Below are 17724 nucleotides of genomic sequence, written 5' to 3' on the forward strand. Positions count from 1 at the left end.
TCGAATGAGAAGGCCGCGCTTTTGCGCGGCCTTCTTGCGTGTTCGGCCATACGCAAGCAAGGCTCCGCATGTTGTGCAGTCATCGAATGCGATGAAAGGTGCGTGTCGAGTGGAGCCGATTTGCAAGAGTCGATAAGTCATTCGAACTCGTTTGCCGTTGGCTTTTGACGCAAGGAAAGGTTTCTTGACGACGCTTCGAGATGCTCTCGAGCTTTCAACGACATTTCGTGGTGTTTGGAAGACGCGCGTTCCAGATTGCTTTCTACTCATCCTGCAAGGTTTATGCGACTAGTACCGTCCTTTTCGACAAGGGTTCTGCAAGATGACGGAGCTATGCTTTCCGAAATCAAGGAAAGGGGCTCTTATGGATTTCGTCCGGTACGCCGATTCGGTTCGCGCCAAGCTGCATATGGGCGGGGCACGCCTTCCCGTTGTGATCGGCATCACGGCTGTTGCGATTTGCGTTTTGGTTGCAGGCGGTGTGGGCCTGGCTTCGGTTGTCGCGCCGGATTCCGCCTTCACCGTGGAGAAGGCCGACGCTTCGGATGGCGAATCGGGGCAGGCGGATCCTGTGCAAAGCAAGAACGCTTCTCTGCTTGTGCATGTTGGAGGGTCGGTTGCTGATCCCGGGCTTTATGAGCTTGCCGGCGATGCGCGGGTGCAGCAGGCCATCGATGCGGCAGGCGGTTTTGCCGAGGACGCTGCCATCGATGCGCTCAACCTTGCCCGTCAGGTACAGGATGGGGAACAGATCATCGTTCCCAGTATGCAACAAGCTACTGACTCCGGGACGCCTGTTCCGGCGGATTCCGGTGCGTCTGCGGTGTCATCGGGTGGTGCTGTCGCACATGGGAAGGTCGACATCAACACGGCAACGGTCGATCAGCTGCAGCAGCTCAACGGAGTGGGCCCAGCATTAGCGCAGCGCATCATTGCGGATCGGCAAGCCAACGGCCCGTTTAAAACCGTTGAGGACCTTAAGCGGGTATCCGGGATCGGAGACAAGAAGTTCGCATCGTTGGCGGATTCGATTTGCGTCGGGTAAGCGCCGCGCAAAGCGAGTTGCTTCGGGATTCATTCGTTCCCGACGGCCGGGCCGTTGAGGACGAGGTCTCGTTCCCCTCGCGCCCTGCGATTCCTCCTGTGCTGGCATTTGCGTTAGGCGTTTGGGCGGGCTGCGTTGCCGCTTTGCTGTTTGCGCGTTCGCTTTCGGTTGTCGTGTGTGCTGCGTTATGTGCGGGTGAGCTTGTCGTGTGCATATGCTGCCTCTGCCTGCTTTGGCGCCGCCGAACGCACCTTCTTGCGTTGGCGCTTGTGGTGGGCTTGTTGTGCGGCGGTGTTTTAGGCTTCGCGCAAGGAGCGCTACTTCATCAAACTCAACAGGTGGCTATCGGGTCGCAGGGCCTGCTGCGTATCACCGCGTTGTCGGATGGTATGCAAGGCGAATTCGGCGTTTCCTGTACAGCTCGAGTGCAGGCGGAGGGGTCTGACCGATCGTTCACGGCGAAAATCTCCTTTCCCTACGACTGCGCTCTGCCTATGTATGGCCAGCGGTTTACCGGCTACGGCACGATATCGGAACTTTCGGAAGATCGCGCACCGTGGGGTTGGCAACGCGGCATCGTCGCAAACGTCAAATTGAGAACCTGCGAACGTGTTGAACTTCGGGGTCCGGGTGCTGCACTCCTATCGTTTCGGGAGCGCGCCGTGCGGGCGCTTACGGAGCCGCTACGTGGCGATATGGGCCTTGCAGCCGCTATCTCCTGCGGATGGAGGGCTGGTTTGTCAGAGTCGGTATACCGGCAATTCCAGGTCAGCGGGCTTGCGCATGTGGTTGCGGTCTCCGGTGCGCATCTCTCCATCGTAGCAGCGCTCATGGCCTCGATACTTGGCGCGTTGCGCGTTCCCAAGCCGATTTCGGTAGCTGCTCAAATCATGTTGCTCGCGGCATACCTGGCGCTTACCGCTATGCCGGCTTCCGCCATTCGAGCTACGCTTATGACATTAGCCGGAATGACGTCGTGGACGGCTCGACGCCGGGCCTCCTCGTTATCCGCGCTTGGGTGCTGCATCGCCGTTATGATCGCCCTTGATGCCCAGGCGGCGTTATCGTCCTCGTTTGCGCTGTCGGTTTTAGCCACGCTTGGGATCGTCGTGTTCGGCGGTTTGGCTAACTCGTGGTTGAAGGCTTGCTTGGGATGGTTGCCAGCTTTTGTCCGCGAGGCGTTGGCGTTGACGTTCGCCTCGTCGGTGCTTGCGACGCCGTTTTCGGCGGCCTTGTTCAGCCAGCTTCCTTTAGCGGCTCCGGTTGCCAACATCGCCATCGCGCCGCTGTTCGGCCCGGTATGCGCAGCCGGCATCATAGGAGCGGTCGTATGTGCGATGGTTCCGGTGCCTGGCGTCGTCGCTTCCATTGCATGCGGAAGCGCGTCGTTGCTATTGAAGGTGGTCCAGGCATGCGCATCGATTCCCTACGCGAGCATCCCGATCGTTGCCCCGGCTTTCGCTGCGTTGCTAGCAGGTTTCGTGTTGGCCTGCGTGCTATGGCTGTGGTGGCCAAAGCCGGATTCTCGTTCGGCGTATCGGTTGCTGTCGGTAACCGGCATCGCCTGCGCGATTATGTTCGCCCTGTTGAAAGCGTCGAGTTCGTACGGAGGATGCGAGATCGTCGCGCTTGATGTCGGGCAAGGCGATGCCATTCTTATCCGTAGCGGCAAGCATTCGGTGCTAGTGGACACAGGCAATCAAGACGCCTTGCTCCGTCAAGCGTTGGCGCGGCATCATATCGCCCGTCTTGATGCCCTTATCGTCACGCACCCCGACGATGATCACATGGGATCGCTGGCGTCGCTTGATGGCGTGGTACAGGTCGATCGCGTTCTCCTTGCTCGCGATGGCCTTGCATGCTCGTGCGCATCATGCGCTAAGCTTCGGCAGCATGCGGAAACGCTGGTGGGAAAGGAGCGGGTCGAGGGTTTGTCTCAAGGGGACAAGTTTCGGCTCGGTGCCTTTGAATTCACCTGCGTGTGGCCGGTTGCGTTTCAAGACGAAGGCGGCAATGGGGACAGCCTCTGCTTTACCGTGGATGCCGATATCGATGGAGACGGCAATCGTGAATGGCGCAGCTTGCTGGTGGGGGATGCCGAGCATGAGGAGGTCTCGCAGATGCTGTCCGCCGGGTTGATCGACGGGGTCGACGTGTACAAGGTAGGCCATCATGGATCGAAAAACGCGCTGACGCAAGATCAGGCAGCTGCGCTGTCGCCGCAGGTTTCCCTCTGCTCGGTGGGGGCAAGGAACCGCTACGGGCATCCTGCCGCATCAACGGTAGAGTCCCTTGAACGTGCGGGAAGTGCGGTAATGCGCACCGACGAGCACGGGGATGTGGCATGCAGATTCGCTAAGGACCATATCAGCGTGGAAACGCTGCGGTAGAATAAGGCTATGACTGATTCGAAGAACAACAAATCCCTGCTTCCCGTGTACCTCATCACCGGTGAGGATGCTTTGAAGCGCGATGCCGTTATGAAGCGGCTTCGCACGCGTCTGTCAAGCATGGGCGATTTATCGTTCAACTCCGATGTGTTCGAAGGGGCTGAATTCACTGGCGACGATGTGGTCAACGCATGCAATACCATTCCGTTTGCATCGCCCGTCCGCTTGGTGGAGGTCCGCGATGCCGATAAGCTGAAGAAGGCTGATTCGGAACCTATCGTCAGCTATTTGGATGCGCCTTGCGAGACCACCGTGCTCACCCTCGTCGCCGAGAAGCTTGCGAAGAACACCCGCCTGTACAAAGCGGTCGCCAAGCACGGAAAAACAGCGGTGATCGACTGCGCCCCGCCGAAGGCTCGCGACCTGCCTAAACTGGTGCGCTCCATGGCGGTTGGCCACGGGGTCACGTTTTCGGAAGGTGCCGCCATCGCTCTTGTGAACCTGGTGGGCGAGGATACCGTTCATCTTGATGCCGAAATCAAGAAGGTTGCCCTTGCTCATTCCGGCACCGCGGCGGTCGGGGAGCAAGAGGTGCGATCGCTTGTCAGCCGTACTGCTGAGGTCAAGCCCTGGGAGTTCACAAACGCGTTCGCGGCACGCGACACGGCGAAGTGCCTGCTCGACCTGCAGCGCATGAAGTCGGTATCGCCCCATGCGCTGCTCCCCATGTGCGTCACGCGCATCCGCGAGCTCATGTGCGCGCAAAGCCTTGCCGCCCGCGGGCAGGGGCGAGGGATAGCCGCCGCGCTCAAGCAGCCCGACTGGCGTGTGAAAAACCATGCGGCATGGGCGCGGAAGTACACTCCGCAGGAGTTGCGGCAAGCGCTTATCACCGCTCGCGATACCGAGCAAGCTATGAAAAGCGGCGCCGACCCTGATGCGGCATTCCGCGAGTGGGTGGTGAACGTCACCGCGAAGCGGGGGTAGCGGTGCGATTCGAGCCCGTTTTGCGACATCGGTTCGTGTTCGAGTGCTTGGTTGGTCGGGTGGGATGTGCGCGTCCGATTCGGCCCCAGCTCGCCCGATCATCGCGTTGGATGCGCGTTTGTGTAAAAGGCATCAACGTAGGTCGGCGCCTGTTTCATATAAAAAAGAACGGCTCCGGGAATCCGGAGCCGTTCTTGGTTCACTAGCAGGTGAGATGCTATTCAGCAGCCTCTTCGCCGTCGGCCGCCTCAGCCTCGGCAGCGGCGGCCTCAGCGGCCTCCTTTGCCTTGCGCTCGGCGGCAGCGGCCTCGAGCTTCTGCTGCTCGGCAACGCGCTTGGCCTTCTCCTCGGCGGCAGCCTTGTAAGCGGCAGCCTTCTCAGCCTTGCGAGCGGCCTTCTTGGAGCCGGTAGCCTCCTGCTTCTTGGCCTCGGGCTTCACGTAAGCAGCGCGCACCTCATCGGTGACGATGGTGTTGACGAGCGCCATCACGCCGGACTTGCGGTTTGCGGCCTGATTCTTGTGGATAACGCCCTTGGAGACGGCCTTGTCGAGCAGACGGCAAGCGTACAGGCCCTTGGCGTAAGCAGCGGTTGCGTCGCCGGCGGCAACGGCCTCGCGTGCAGCGCGGATGGCGGTCTTCAGCTCGGATTTGATGGCGCGGTTGCGCTGGCGGGACTTCTCGTTGGTGATGTTGCGCTTCTTCTGGCTCTTGATGTTTGCCATTGTGAAACTCCTTCGCTCTAACGTGATTTGCCGGTTTCGGCATGCTATGCGCATTCGGCGCAGCTGCGAAGGGGTAGGTGAGATGCACAGGTGACGGATTGGCATATGGCTTCGAGTGCAAAACGCAAAAGCATTCATATGCGGGAATGGACAGGATTTCCCATTCAGCTAGCCAATCGGCCACCCGGCACCACGATGATCCTTCATGCAGCCTTGTCTGCGGATGCCCTGCGAATATTGCAGGAGCGCGCATATGCCGGATACGCAATGAGTTAGAATAGCCGATATCGCACGGTTTTGCACCTGTTTATTTGCAGTTGTGCAGAACAATGCACAACTTTATCCGGGATTTCCTCTTGAAGGGGGTTCAACATGGGTGTTCGAAAGGTTGCCGTTTCGGCGGGTATGGCCTTTGCGCTCGCAGCGGCGTTCGGGCTTGCCGGCTGCGGCTCGGGTCAGCATGAGGTCATCGCCCAGGGGCAGGACTGCTCCAGCTGCCATTCGGGCGGCAAGCAGGTCTTTGATGACGCCGCTCCTGCGTCTGCCGTTCAGTCAAACGGAACCGTTTCGGTGAAAACCTCCGCCGAGCAGGTTTTGGTCTGCAAGCCCATCTTCGTATCAGAAGACGGCTCCAAGTTCGTTCCCGAGCAGGTTTCCTCGGTGAAAACGGAAGACGGCTCGGCTCAGGTGCAGCTCTCCGAAGGCACCTGGGCGTTTTGCGCGCAGGTGCAGGGCTCCGTGAAGGCCCAGCTGGTCACGGTGTCATCAGAGAGCACCGCGGCCGCTGACGTGGAATTGTAGTGCTATGGCGGTGGGGAATGGCCGCCAGCTGGTAGAATCCGTTTCTATGCAAACATCATGGTCGCATGCTGAAAGGCATCGTTCGCAGCGTGGGAGCTCCTGCTGCGGGGCATCGGCATGTAACCGTCGCAATAATAAGGCGTTAAGAAAGCAAGAGGGCACATGACCGACCCATCGCATATCCGAAACTTCAGCATCATCGCCCATATCGACCATGGCAAGTCCACGCTCTCCGACCGCGTTTTGGAGATGACCGGCACCGTGGCGCATCGTGACATGCAGGCTCAGCTGCTTGACAGCATGGACATCGAGCGCGAACGCGGCATCACCATCAAAAGCCAGGCCGTTCGCGTCAACTATACCGCTGATGATGGCGAGACGTACCAGTTCAACCTTATCGACACCCCTGGTCATGTCGACTTCACTTATGAGGTCAGCCGCAGCTTGGCTGCATGCGAAGGCGCCGTGCTCGTGGTCGATGCCACCCAGGGCGTCGAGGCGCAAACGGTGGCGAACGCCATGATGGCCATGAACGCCAACCTTGAGATCATCCCGCTCATCAACAAGATCGATCTTCCCAGCGCCGAGCCCGAACGCGTCAAGGCCGAGATCGAGGACGGCCTTGCCATCCCGGCCGACGACGCGGTGCTGGCAAGCGGTAAAACCGGCGTGGGCGTCCATGACCTGCTTGAGGCCGTGGTCTACAACATCCCCGCGCCGCAGGGCGACGCGGATGCGCCTTTGCGCGCGCTCATCTTCGACAGCTACTTCGATCCGTATCGCGGCGTTGTGGCGCTCGTGCGTGTGGTGGACGGCTCCATGCGCAAGGGCCAGAAACTCAAGCTCATGGCCAGCGGCAAGATCATCTTGGCCGAAGAGGTGGGCGCGCGTCATCCTGCCGAGGAGCCGCTGCCCCAGCTTGGCGTGGGCGAGGTAGGGTATCTGGTCACCGGCCTTAAGGACCTTTCCCAGGTGAAGGTGGGCGATACGCTCACGTTGGCCGAAGGCGGCGTCGACGAGCCCCTTCCGGGTTACCGCGAGGCCAAGCCCATGGTCTATACTGGTTTGTTCCCCATCGATTCCGATCAATACGAGCCGCTCAAAGAGGCGCTTGAGAAGCTCTCGCTCAACGATCCGGCGCTTATCTGGGAGCCGGAGAAATCCCATGCGCTCGGCTTCGGCTTCCGCGTGGGCTTTCTGGGCCTGCTTCATATGGAAGTGGTCAAGGAGCGCCTGGAGCGCGAGTTCAACCTGGACCTGCTTGCCACCGCGCCTTCCGTGGAGTATCACGTGTTCCGCCAGGGCGGCGAGATGATCAGCCTGCACTCCCCGCAGGAGATGCCCGACCCCGGTGAGATCGAGCGCATCGAGGAGCCCTACCTGAAGGCGAAGATCCTCATCCCGCCCGATTACGTCGGCGCGGTCATGGACCTTACCGTAGCTCGTCGCGGCACGTTCGTCACCATGAACTACCTGTCGCAGCATACGGTGGAGATGCTGTGGGAGATCCCGCTGTCCGAGCTCATCATGGACTACTTCGACAAGCTCAAGTCCAACACCAAAGGCTACGCCAGCCTTGATTACGATTTCGACGGGTACAAGCCGTCGAACCTGGTCAAGCTCGATATCCTGCTTTCCGGAAAGCCCATCGACGCGCTCAGCTTCATCGTACACCGCGATAAGGCCTACGATCGCGGCCGCGTGCTCACCGAAAAGCTCAAGGAGATCATCCCCCGCCAGATGTTCGAGGTTCCCATCCAGGCCGCCATCGGCGGGCGCGTGCTTGCGCGCGAGACGGTGAAGGCCAAGCGCAAGGACGTGCTTGCGAAGTGCTATGGCGGCGATATCAGCCGCAAGCGCAAGCTGCTCGAGAAGCAGAAGCAGGGCAAGAAGCGCATGAAGGCCATCGGCAACGTTGAGGTGCCGCAGGAGGCGTTCATGGCTATTTTGAAGGTCGACGATTAGGGGCTGTTGCGGAATATGGGCGTAAAGCGCGACGAATACAACTGGTTGGACGATGCGTTCGACGATAAGAAGGCTCGCGAAGAGCTTGAGCGGGCGCAGCGCGGCGGTACGAAGGCTGCTGGTTTGGGCTGCATCGTGGTGGTGATTGCCCTTATCGCGCTGCTCGGTTTCACGCTTGTCTCCGGCGTGAGCATCCTGTCCGCGATGTAGGGGGCTCGCATGCACGATTTCTTCCGTCGCCATCGTCTGCTGCTTGCGCCCATGGCGGGCGTTTCGGATATGGCGTTCCGCACACTGTGCCGCGAACAAGGCGCCGATCTCACATACACCGAGATGGTTTCCGCCAAGGGCCTGTCCTACGCCAACGAGAAAACGCGTCATCTGCTCGACCTGGCGCAAGGCGAGGACATGGTCGCGGTTCAGCTGTTCGGCCACGAGCCCGACACCATGGCTTCTCAGGCCGCTTGGATCGAGCAGGTCATGGGCGAGAACCTCGCCTACATCGATATCAACATGGGATGCCCTGCGCGCAAGATCGTCACGAAAGGCGACGGCAGCGCGCTTATGCGCGATCCGGACCTGGCAGCCTCCATCGTGGCGGCGGTAAGCCGCGCGGTGGAGCATCCCGTTACCGTGAAGTTCCGCCGCGGTTGGGCCATGGGCTGCGAAACGGCGCCCGAATTCGCGGTTCGCATGCAAGATGCCGGAGCCGCCGCAGTTGCGGTGCATGGTCGATACGCCGAGCAGCTGTATCGCGGATGCGCTGATTGGGGCGTCGTTGCGCGCGTCAAGCAGGCGGTGGACGTGCCCGTGGTCGGCAACGGCGACGTGAAATGCGGCGCCGATGCTGTGGCCATCACGCGCGAAACCGGCTGCGATGCCGTTATGATCGCGCGTGCCGCTGAAGGCAATCCGTGGATATTCTCCCAGGCCGCTGCGGCGCTTGCAGGCTCGCCGGAGCCTTGCGCGCCCACCGTAGAGCAGCGTATCGCCATGGCAAGGCGCCATGCACGGCTGCTCGCGCAGCGCGAAGGGCGCAATATCGTGCGCATGCGCAAGCACGCCATGTGGTATATGACGGGCCTTCCCGGCGCCGCCGCGGCGCGTGGGAAGATCAACGCCTGCGTGGGCGTCGATGATTTCGACGCCGTGTTCGACGAGCTGCTTGAGATTGCGGGAAGCCATGCATGATCCCTATCGCGCGCTGTACCTGCATCTGCCGTTTTGCGTGAAGCGTTGCAGCTATTGCGACTTCGCCACCGCCGCCGTGCCCGCCGAAAGCCCGCAAATCGACGAATACGTGGAAGATCTATGTCTGCAGATCCGCCGCAAGTCCAAAGAAGGGGAGCTCGGCGGCATCTCGACGGTGTATCTCGGCGGCGGCACCCCATCCCATGTGGGCATGCCGCGGCTGTCCATGTTGCTTTACACCCTGGGGCTTTCCATGCGCTTGGAGCCCGATGTGGAATGCACCATGGAGGCGAATCCCGAAAGCCTGACCTCTTCCATGGTGCGCGACATCTGGGCGCTTGGCGTGAACAGGCTCTCTATCGGCGTGCAAAGCTTCGATGACCACGTGCTCGGCATCTTGGGGCGCGCCCATGATGCGCAAGGAGCGAAGCGGGCCATCGCATGTGCGCGGGAACGGTTCGAGAACGTCAGCGTCGACCTGATGTGCGGCATTCCCGGTCAAAGCACTGAGTCGTTCGAGGATAGCGTTAAGACCGCCATCGATTGCGGGGTTTCCCACGTCAGCGTGTACCCACTCACCATCGAGCCGCATACGCCCTTCGATGCCATGGTCTTGTCCGGCCAGCTTGCAGAGCCCGACGACGATGTCGAGGCGGAGCATATGCAGGCGGCGGAGCGCATCCTCTCCCAGGCTGGATACGAGCGCTACGAAGTGGCAAGCTATGCGAAGCCCGGGTTCGAGTGTCGTCACAACATCGCCTACTGGACCGGCGTTCCTTATCTGGGTCTGGGGCGCAGCGCGGCCAGCATGACGCAGAACGCCGAGCGGCGCATGCGCATCCAAGATGGTCAGGTCACCGATGACCTCGACGCTGGGGAAATGGCTGCCGAGGACATGATGCTGGGCATGCGCATGTCGCGCGGCATCTCCGATGATCTGGTGCAGCGGGCTGCACAGCTGCTGCCGAAAACCTCTGAGACGCTCGACGCGCTCGCCGAGCAGGGGCTGTGCGAGCACGTTGACGGGCGTTGGAGGCCGACCGAGCGTGGGTGGTTGTGCGGTAATCAGCTGTACGGCGCTCTGTTCGATCTAGCGTAAGGGGGTGTCTGTTTCTTACGATTCGGTGCAATATTTAGCACTCCCACCATCTCGCTGCTAATATTTAGTGTTACGAATTGGTTATACCGTAGTGGGTGAAAGGATGGTGGGGAAACGTGCTTTCGGATAGGCGTCAAAAAGTGCTTGCAGCGCTCATCGAGGAATACGTCGCGCGCGCTCTGCCGGTAGGTTCGCGCACGCTTACCGAACGTTATCAGCTCGGCGTAAGCCCTGCGACCGTGCGCAACGAGCTTTCGGTTCTCGAGGACGGGGGCTATATCGCCCAGCCGCATACCTCTGCAGGCAGGATCCCCACCGATCAAGGCTACCGCGCCTTCGTCGACGATCTGCTTTCCCAGGAAGGCGGCGAACAAGAGGACGAACGTTGCCAGGAAGCGGCCGACAAGCTCAGGAAAAGCGCTTCGGAGCTTGATGACCTGGTCGAGCAGACCTCCGAAGCCCTGACGCGCCTTACCGACTGCCTGTCCATCGTGCTCGCTCCGTCGGTGCTCGATCTGCACATCAAGCAGCTTTCGCTTATCTCCCTAACGCCCACCAACGCGCTTGTCGTGGTGGTCACCGAAGACGGCCAGGTGTTTAACCGCCATATGGATTTCGCCGAAGAGGTGTCCAGCGACGAGCTGGCGCGCGTGCAGCATCTGCTCAACGAGGTGTTCGGCGGCAACACGCTGCACGATATCGAGCACGGATTGGGCAGGGGCATGTCGGAGGCGTTCGCCGACCCGCTCGTGCGCATGGCGCTCGACGAGGTGCTCTCATGCCTGCGGGAAGGCGAGGGGTCTCGTGCCCACAGCCTTGGGTTCAGCTCGCTTTTGTCGCAGCCCGAGTTCAGCCAATCGGAAGCGGTGCTTCCCGTCATGCAGGTGCTCGAGGACGACACGGTGTTGCTGCACATCCTTGACGACACAGCATGTCAAACCGATGGCAGGCCCACGGTGCGCATCGGCTCGGAGAATCAAGCCTCCCAGCTGTCCGGCGTTTCGGTTGTGGCCAGCCGCTACGGCCGCGGCGATTCCGCCGGCGTGGTGGCGGTCATCGGCCCTACGCGCATGGACTATTCGAAGGTATTACGCGCGGTCCGCATCGCGGGCACCGCGCTCGGTGATTTGTAGGAACCCGGCAGGATAGCCCGCTGGGGAATGGAAAGGTGGATACGGCCAACATGGCGAAGGACTTGTACGAAGTTCTCGGCGTCTCCCGTGATGCCACGGAGGCGGATATCAAGAAGGCGTTTCGTCGCAAGGCGCGTGAATTGCACCCTGACGTGAACAAGGCCCCCGATGCCGAGGACCAGTTCAAAGAGCTCAACGAAGCTTACGACGTGCTCAGCGACGCGAACAAGCGCGCGCAGTACGATCGGTTCGGCACCGTTTCCGGCGCGGCTGGTGGCGGCAGCGGCTATGTCGACTTCGACGATCTGTTCGGCGGCGGGTTCGGCGATATCTTCAGCAGCTTCTTCGGCGGCGGTGGCGCTGGCGGTGCCCGTCAGCAGCGCACTGATGGACGCGATATGGGCGTCGGCCTGCGTTTGACCCTCGAAGAGGTCGCTACCGGCGCCAAGAAGGAGATCGTCTACGATCGCCTGGCCCCGTGCGCCGATTGCGATGGTACGGGCATGGCCGAAGGCGGCAAGCAGGTCACCTGCCCCGAATGCGGCGGCAAGGGTCGTGTGGTCACCGTGCAGCATACCTTCTTGGGCGATATGCAGACGGCAACCACCTGCAGCAAGTGCAACGGCACCGGTCAAACCATCGACAACCCGTGCCCCGAATGCGACGGCCAAGGCCGCGTGCCCGACCGCCAGCGCGTCACGGTGGAGGTACCTGTCGGCATCCGCGATTCCCAGCAGCTGCGCCTTACCGGTTTTGGCGAGGCGGGTCTGCGTGGAGCGGCTTCTGGCGACCTTATCGTCACGTGCCGCGTCCAACCGCATGAGTTCTTCGAGCGCGACGGCGACGACCTGCATTGCCGTGCCAACGTGTCCATCGTTCAGGCAACGCTCGGCTCCGAAATCGAGGTCGACGGCATCTTCGAAGACGAGAAGGTCAAGGTCCGCATCCCCGAAGGCCTGCAAAACGATCAGATCGTGCGCGTGAAGGGCTTCGGCATGCCGCGCTTCCGCAGCGAGGCACGTGGCGATATGTACGTCCATGTCACCGTGGCGGTTCCGAAGAAGGTCACGAAGAAGCAGCGAGAGCTGCTCGAACAGCTCGCCCACGAAATGGGCGAGGATGTGGCAGAAGCTCGTACGCCGCTGCAAAAGCTGCGCGACAAGTTCAACTAGATCGCTTACCCGTTCGGCATTCGAGCGGGTAAGCTTGTGCTCGACGCTTTGCGCAATCGCGTTCGAACGGTTGCGCAAAGCGTTTTCGTTCCGGTGCGCGTCCCGTTCAACCGTTCGGCCGCTCAATCGGCGGCGCTTTCGGGTGCTGATCGGTCGCGCTGCCTCTTTTGAGCGGTGTTAGGCAACCGAACCGGAAATGCCCGTAAGTGCTCCATAAGCCCTCTGCTCTCAGATAAGGATTCCCGTGTCGCTCCCTCAGTTTTTCCTTGATGAACAGGTTTTGGCCGATGAGGTCCAGGAACAGTTCCCGCTGGCGCTTTCGCGCGATGATGCGAAGCATGCCAAGGTATTGCGCCTTGACCCCGGAGAGCATATCGCCGTGGTGGATGCGGCGCAGGATTATTTCGAATGCGAGATCAGGTCCTTCGATGGCGCCACGCCCATCGTCGCCATCTCGGGGCATCTTGATGCCCAACCGCTTGCTGCACACGTCTGCCTTGTGCAGGGCCTTGCCAAGGGCGACAAAATGGAAACGGTCATCCGCCACGCTACCGAGCTGGGCGTTTCCGAGTTCATTCCTTTCGCCGCCTCAAGAAGCATTATGAAGGTCGATGCGAGGAAAGCCGCGTCCAAAACCGAGCGATGGCAAGCAATCGCGAAAAGCGCCGCCATGCAATCGGGGCAAACCCACCTTGCCCACGTGCATCAGCCTATGAAGCTTGCGCAGCTGAAAGAGGCGCTTGGGGCCTTCGACGCCGTCGTCGTGTGCTGGGAGGAAGCGCCCGGCACCGCACTGCTGCGCGACGCCCTCCGCCCGGCTGTCCTCAGTGCATCAGCAGGCCATTTTGCGCGAATCGCGGTCGTGGTGGGCCCCGAAGGCGGGCTTGCCCAAGAAGAGGTGGACGCAATCTTGGGATGCAATGCTAACGCGAACATGGTATCGCTCGGGTCCTCGATCCTGCGCACGGAAACCGCCGGTATCGTGGCGCCCGCTTTGGTGCTGTACGAAATGGGCGGTATGGGAGCAGGTGAACGCGCATGAACTTCGCGATCGTCAATCTCGGGTGCAAGGTAAATCGCGTGGAATCCGATTCGTTCGCCTCCGGCCTGCTTGCGCGCGGCGGTGTGGAAACAGGTCCCGATTCCGCCGATGTGGTGGTCGTCAACACGTGCACCGTCACCGGGGAGGCGGAGAAGAAAACGCGAAAAGCCGTAAGACAGGTTTTGCGCGCCAATCCCAGCTCGGATGTGGTGGTCACTGGTTGCGCCGCGGCCATCGATGCCGATGCGTTCACGTCCATGGACCCCGCGCGCGTGCATATCGCTGGAAAGGCGCAGGTCGATGACGTGCTCGACCGCCTGGTCGGCCCCATCGGCCACGGGGTCGTGCCGCTTGCGGTGGGCGAGGGCTTTAGAACGCGCGTCGGCGTGAAGGTGCAGGACGGATGCAACAACGCATGCACGTATTGCATCGTGCACGTTGCCCGCGGGAGGGCTTCCAGCCGCCCTGCTCAGGCGGTCGTTTCCGAGTGCGTCGCCCTTGCGCGCGAAGGCGTTCGGGAGATCGTGCTCACCGGTATCAACCTAGGTTCTTGGCGTGAGCAGGCAGAAAACGGCTGGGATCGCCTTGATGCGTTGCTTGATTGCTTGCTTGCCGAAACCGCCGATATCCATGAGGCCGGCCAGCCCCCTTGCCGGTTCCGCATCTCCAGTATCGAGCCTCGCGATGTCTCCGATGATTTGATCGGCTTGATGGCGCGCTCGGAGGGCCGCATCTGCCGTCATCTGCACCTGCCTTTGCAGTCGGGCAATTCGAAGGTGCTGCGCGAAATGCATCGTCCCTACGACGCCGAGTACTTCGAAGGCCTTGTCGAAAGGCTTTACGCCGCAATGCCCATGCTCTCGCTTTCCACCGATATCATCTGCGGATTCCCTGGCGAGACCGACCAGGAGTTCAACGATACCGTGGAGCTTGCTCAAAGGTGCAGGTTCACGAAGATTCACGTGTTCCCGTACTCTAAGCGTCAAGGTACGCCGGCCGCCGAACGCGCCGACCAGATAGAGCCCGAAGTCCGTTCGGCGCGTGCGAAGCAGTTGCGCGAGGTCGCCGACGCCCTTCGCGCCCAGCAGCTGTCGGATCGCGCCGGGACAACGGAGCTTGCATTGGTTGAGGAGGCCGGCCAGGCGATGACGGAAAGCTATTACGAGGTGCCGACTCCCCAAGGGGCGCGCATCGGGCAGTTGGTTTCCGTCACGCTCTAGCTTGTGCGCTACCTGTGCGCCCGTTCGCGTGCGCGATGCAACCGCGAACGGGCGTGCTATACTTGCTAGCATGACAGATTCAACGCATATCACGCTCACCGCGCCGCCAACCGTGAACATGGCGCTCGTGGTGGGAGCCGGCGATTGCCTGCTCCACATAATCGAAGAGGCGTTCGATGCGCGTATCACGGTACGTGGCGATTCGGTTGTGCTCGAAGGCGATCCCGTCGAGGTGCAATCCCTTATGGCGCTCTTCTCCGAGCTGTTCAAATTCGTGGAAGGCGGTGGAACCCCCGATCAGGGGTTTATCCAGCATGCGCTTGATCTGCTGCGTACGGCCGAGTTCACCCCTTCCATGCTCCGCGAGGACATCTTGCTCACATATCGCGGGCGTGCCATCAGGCCGAAAACCGCAGGACAGAAGCATTATGTGGACGCTATCCGTAAAAACACCATCACCTTCGGCATCGGGCCTGCAGGTACCGGTAAAACCTATCTCGCCATGGCCATGGCCGTTGCCGCGCTCAAGCGCAAGGAAGTCGGGCGCATCATCCTCACCCGTCCCGTGGTCGAGGCGGGGGAGAACCTGGGTTTTCTCCCCGGCTCCTTGAACGAGAAGGTCGATCCCTACATCCGTCCGCTCTACGATGCATTGTTCGATATGACCGATATGGAGCGCGCGCAGCAGCTCATCGAAAGCAACGTCATCGAGATAGCGCCGCTTGCCTTCATGCGCGGGCGAACGCTCAACGACAGTTTCGTCATCTTGGATGAAGCGCAGAACACCACGCCCGAGCAGATGAAGATGTTCCTCACGCGCCTTGGGTTCGGTTCGAAGATGGTCATCACCGGCGATATCACCCAGCTCGACCTGCCACGCGGCGTATCGGGTTTGAAGGGCATCGAAGATATCCTCGGCGACATCGAAGGCGTGTCGTTTTGCAGGTTTTCGGGTAAGGATGTGGTCCGCCACTCGCTCGTGGCGGCCATCGTTTCGGCGTACGACCGCGCACAGGCCGACGCCATGCAGAAGAAGGGCAGCAATGGACGTTCAAATCAATTATGATTACCGCGGCGATGACCTGAAGGACATGCCGCTTGTCGAACTCGCTCAGTTCGTGCTCGATCATCAGGAAAAGCCTCAGAACACCGAGGTGTCCTTGAGCTTTGTGACCGACGAGGAGATCGCCCGCCTCAACGAGCAATATCGTGGAAAGGAAGGTCCCACCGACGTCCTGTCCTTTGAATGCGACGGCGTCGAGGATGAGCTTTCCGATATGGTCCCGGCGGGCTTCGGCGATGTCTACGAGCTTGGGGACGTCGTCATCGCGCCCGATGTGGCCGAACGTCAAACCCATGAGTTCGGCACCACGTTCGAGCAGGAGGTCAGCTTGCTGTTCGTTCACGGCCTGCTGCATCTGTGCGGTTACGATCACATCGTCGAGGAAGACGCCAAGGTCATGGAGGCCTTGGAAGATGAGATCTTGGCCGCCTGGAATGCGCGATAGCGGCCATGGGCGGTACATCCCCTGACAACAAGCCGTTCGTACGCTCCGCTGAAACGAAGGGAAAAGGGCAGCGCTACAAGCTTACATCCGCCTTCTCCAATGCCGGGCGCGGGCTTTTCGAAGCGGTTCGCAGCGAACGAAATCTACGCATCGACGCATGCATGGCCGTGGTTGCGATAGCGCTTGGCTTCGGCTTGCGTATCGATACGCCTTCATGGCTTGCCGTCATCGTCTGCATCGGCATGATGTTCGCGCTTGAAACGGTCAACACGGCCATCGAGGCGGTGGTCGACCTTGCCAGTCCCGGGTATCATGAACTGGCTCGACGTGCGAAGGATTGCGCAGCGGGTGCTGCGCTTGCGGGTGCCCTTGCTTCCTTTGTGGTCGGCTGCATCGTTTTCATTCCGCCGATTATGGCCTTTTTGGCATCGTAATCAACCTTTTGAACCTAGGAGTCTTATGGACCTCGACGCATACTTCGGACATGTCGCGCCCCCTTCGGGCGAGGGCTTCAAATCCGGCTTCGTCACGCTGATCGGCCGACCCAACGCGGGAAAGTCGACGCTGCTCAACACTATCATGGGCAAGAAGATCGCCATCACTTCCAACACCGCCCAGACCACCCGCCATCGTTTCCGCGCGGTCTACACTCGTGATGATATGCAGATGATTATCGTGGACACTCCTGGCCTTCACAAGCCCCACGATGCGCTTGGCGAGGAGCTGAACACCTCGGCGCTCAAGGCGCTTGAAGACGTTGACGTCATCGCCATGCTCATCGATGCTAGCAAGCCCGTCGGCCGTGGCGACGAGTGGGTGGCAGCCCAGCTTGACGGCCCGCATTGCAAGCACGCGAAGAAGATCTGCGTCCTTTCCAAGGGCGACTTGGTCACCACCGAGCAAATGCACGAACAGGCCGAGGCTGCCAAGAAGCTGGCGAACTGGGATGCCATGGTTGGGCTTTCCTCCGAATCCGGCTACAACGTGGACGCCTTCATCGAAGAGGTGCAGTGCTTCTTGCCCGAAGGTCCGGCGTGGTTCCCGGCTGATATGGAAACCGATCAGCCGATTGAGGTCATCGTCGCCGAGTTCATTCGCGAGAAGATCCTCCGAACGTTCCGTGATGAGGTCCCTCACTCCATCGGCGTCACCATCGAGCATATGGAGTACGAAAAGAAGAAGGACCTCAACCGCATCTTGGCCCGCATTTACGTGGAGCGTGATTCCCAGAAGGGCATCATCATCGGCAAGGGCGGTAGCGCAATCAAGCGCATCGGCCAGGAGGCCCGAGGGGATCTCGAGCAGCTGCTCGGCACGCGCGTGTACCTTGACCTTATGGTGAAGGTCAAGAAGAACTGGCGTCGTGACGCCACGCAAATCCGACGATTCGGGTACGGCGAGGGTTTGTAGCAAGTTGATTCCAGGTTTATAAGATATTTTGCGATTG

The 17724-nt window shown here is 60.6% G+C and carries 17 protein-coding genes; 16 read left to right on the top strand and 1 reads right to left on the bottom strand.

Features of this window, described 5'->3' with window-relative positions:
* Positions 1-364 precede the first annotated feature (364 nt).
* The 3 genes from DW178_RS00615 (at position 365) to holA (ending at position 4422) form a co-directional block, all read left to right on the top strand.
* Positions 365-1045 (top strand): ComEA family DNA-binding protein, encoded by a 681-nt coding sequence (locus DW178_RS00615; protein ID WP_118349218.1) that lies wholly within the window; start codon positions 365-367, stop codon positions 1043-1045.
* A 494-nt stretch (positions 1046-1539) separates the two neighbouring features.
* Positions 1540-3435 (top strand): DNA internalization-related competence protein ComEC/Rec2, encoded by a 1896-nt coding sequence (locus DW178_RS00620; protein ID WP_286168444.1) that lies wholly within the window; start codon positions 1540-1542, stop codon positions 3433-3435.
* 9 nt (positions 3436-3444) lie between these two features.
* On the top strand, positions 3445-4422 hold the full coding sequence (gene holA / locus DW178_RS00625; protein ID WP_118349220.1) for a DNA polymerase III subunit delta: 978 nt from the start codon (positions 3445-3447) through the stop codon (positions 4420-4422).
* A gap of 217 nt (positions 4423-4639) precedes the next feature.
* Here holA and rpsT read toward each other — a convergent pair whose 3' ends face one another.
* Positions 4640-5146 carry a 30S ribosomal protein S20 gene (gene rpsT / locus DW178_RS00630; RefSeq protein ID WP_118349221.1) on the bottom strand — a complete coding sequence of 169 codons (507 nt, stop codon included), beginning with the start codon at positions 5144-5146 and terminating at the stop codon, positions 4640-4642.
* Between the two features lie 372 nt (positions 5147-5518).
* On the opposite strand from rpsT, the gene DW178_RS00635 reads away from it, so the two are divergent.
* The 13 genes from DW178_RS00635 (at position 5519) to era (ending at position 17687) form a co-directional block, all read left to right on the top strand.
* Entirely contained in the window at positions 5519-5947 is a 429-nt protein-coding gene (locus DW178_RS00635; RefSeq protein ID WP_118349222.1) for a hypothetical protein, read from the top strand.
* A 162-nt stretch (positions 5948-6109) separates the two neighbouring features.
* Entirely contained in the window at positions 6110-7912 is a 1803-nt protein-coding gene (gene lepA, locus DW178_RS00640) for a translation elongation factor 4 (RefSeq protein WP_042434125.1), read from the top strand.
* Between the two features lie 15 nt (positions 7913-7927).
* Positions 7928-8122, top strand: coding sequence for a hypothetical protein (locus tag DW178_RS00645; RefSeq protein WP_118349223.1), 195 nt, complete (start codon positions 7928-7930; stop codon positions 8120-8122).
* A 9-nt stretch (positions 8123-8131) separates the two neighbouring features.
* Positions 8132-9103, top strand: a complete 972-nt coding sequence (dusB, locus tag DW178_RS00650) for a tRNA dihydrouridine synthase DusB (protein ID WP_118349224.1) — start codon at positions 8132-8134, stop codon at positions 9101-9103.
* On the top strand, positions 9096-10202 hold the full coding sequence (hemW, locus tag DW178_RS00655; RefSeq protein ID WP_118349225.1) for a radical SAM family heme chaperone HemW: 1107 nt from the start codon (positions 9096-9098) through the stop codon (positions 10200-10202). The genes dusB and hemW overlap by 8 nt, the downstream gene beginning before the upstream one ends.
* Positions 10203-10318: 116 nt before the next feature.
* Complete coding sequence (hrcA, locus tag DW178_RS00660; RefSeq protein WP_114620782.1) at positions 10319-11335, top strand: heat-inducible transcriptional repressor HrcA; 1017 nt, start codon at positions 10319-10321, stop codon at positions 11333-11335.
* A 50-nt stretch (positions 11336-11385) separates the two neighbouring features.
* Positions 11386-12507 (top strand): molecular chaperone DnaJ, encoded by a 1122-nt coding sequence (gene dnaJ / locus DW178_RS00665; RefSeq protein WP_042435134.1) that lies wholly within the window; start codon positions 11386-11388, stop codon positions 12505-12507.
* Between the two features lie 244 nt (positions 12508-12751).
* Entirely contained in the window at positions 12752-13549 is a 798-nt protein-coding gene (locus DW178_RS00670) for an RsmE family RNA methyltransferase (RefSeq protein WP_118349226.1), read from the top strand.
* Complete coding sequence (locus tag DW178_RS00675; RefSeq protein WP_114620784.1) at positions 13546-14769, top strand: MiaB/RimO family radical SAM methylthiotransferase; 1224 nt, start codon at positions 13546-13548, stop codon at positions 14767-14769. Before DW178_RS00670 ends, DW178_RS00675 begins: the two co-directional genes overlap by 4 nt.
* A gap of 70 nt (positions 14770-14839) precedes the next feature.
* Entirely contained in the window at positions 14840-15835 is a 996-nt protein-coding gene (locus DW178_RS00680; RefSeq protein ID WP_114620785.1) for a PhoH family protein, read from the top strand.
* Positions 15813-16277 (top strand): rRNA maturation RNase YbeY, encoded by a 465-nt coding sequence (ybeY, locus tag DW178_RS00685; RefSeq protein ID WP_118349227.1) that lies wholly within the window; start codon positions 15813-15815, stop codon positions 16275-16277. The genes DW178_RS00680 and ybeY overlap by 23 nt, the downstream gene beginning before the upstream one ends.
* A gap of 5 nt (positions 16278-16282) precedes the next feature.
* A complete protein-coding gene (locus DW178_RS00690; RefSeq protein ID WP_042434148.1) occupies positions 16283-16711 on the top strand; it encodes a diacylglycerol kinase family protein in 429 nt (142 codons plus the stop codon).
* Between the two features lie 25 nt (positions 16712-16736).
* Entirely contained in the window at positions 16737-17687 is a 951-nt protein-coding gene (gene era / locus DW178_RS00695; protein ID WP_118349228.1) for a GTPase Era, read from the top strand.
* Positions 17688-17724 lie beyond the last annotated feature (37 nt).

The organism is Eggerthella sp. AM16-19 (genome assembly GCF_003474385.1).
GTDB lineage: Bacteria > Actinomycetota > Coriobacteriia > Coriobacteriales > Eggerthellaceae > Senegalimassilia.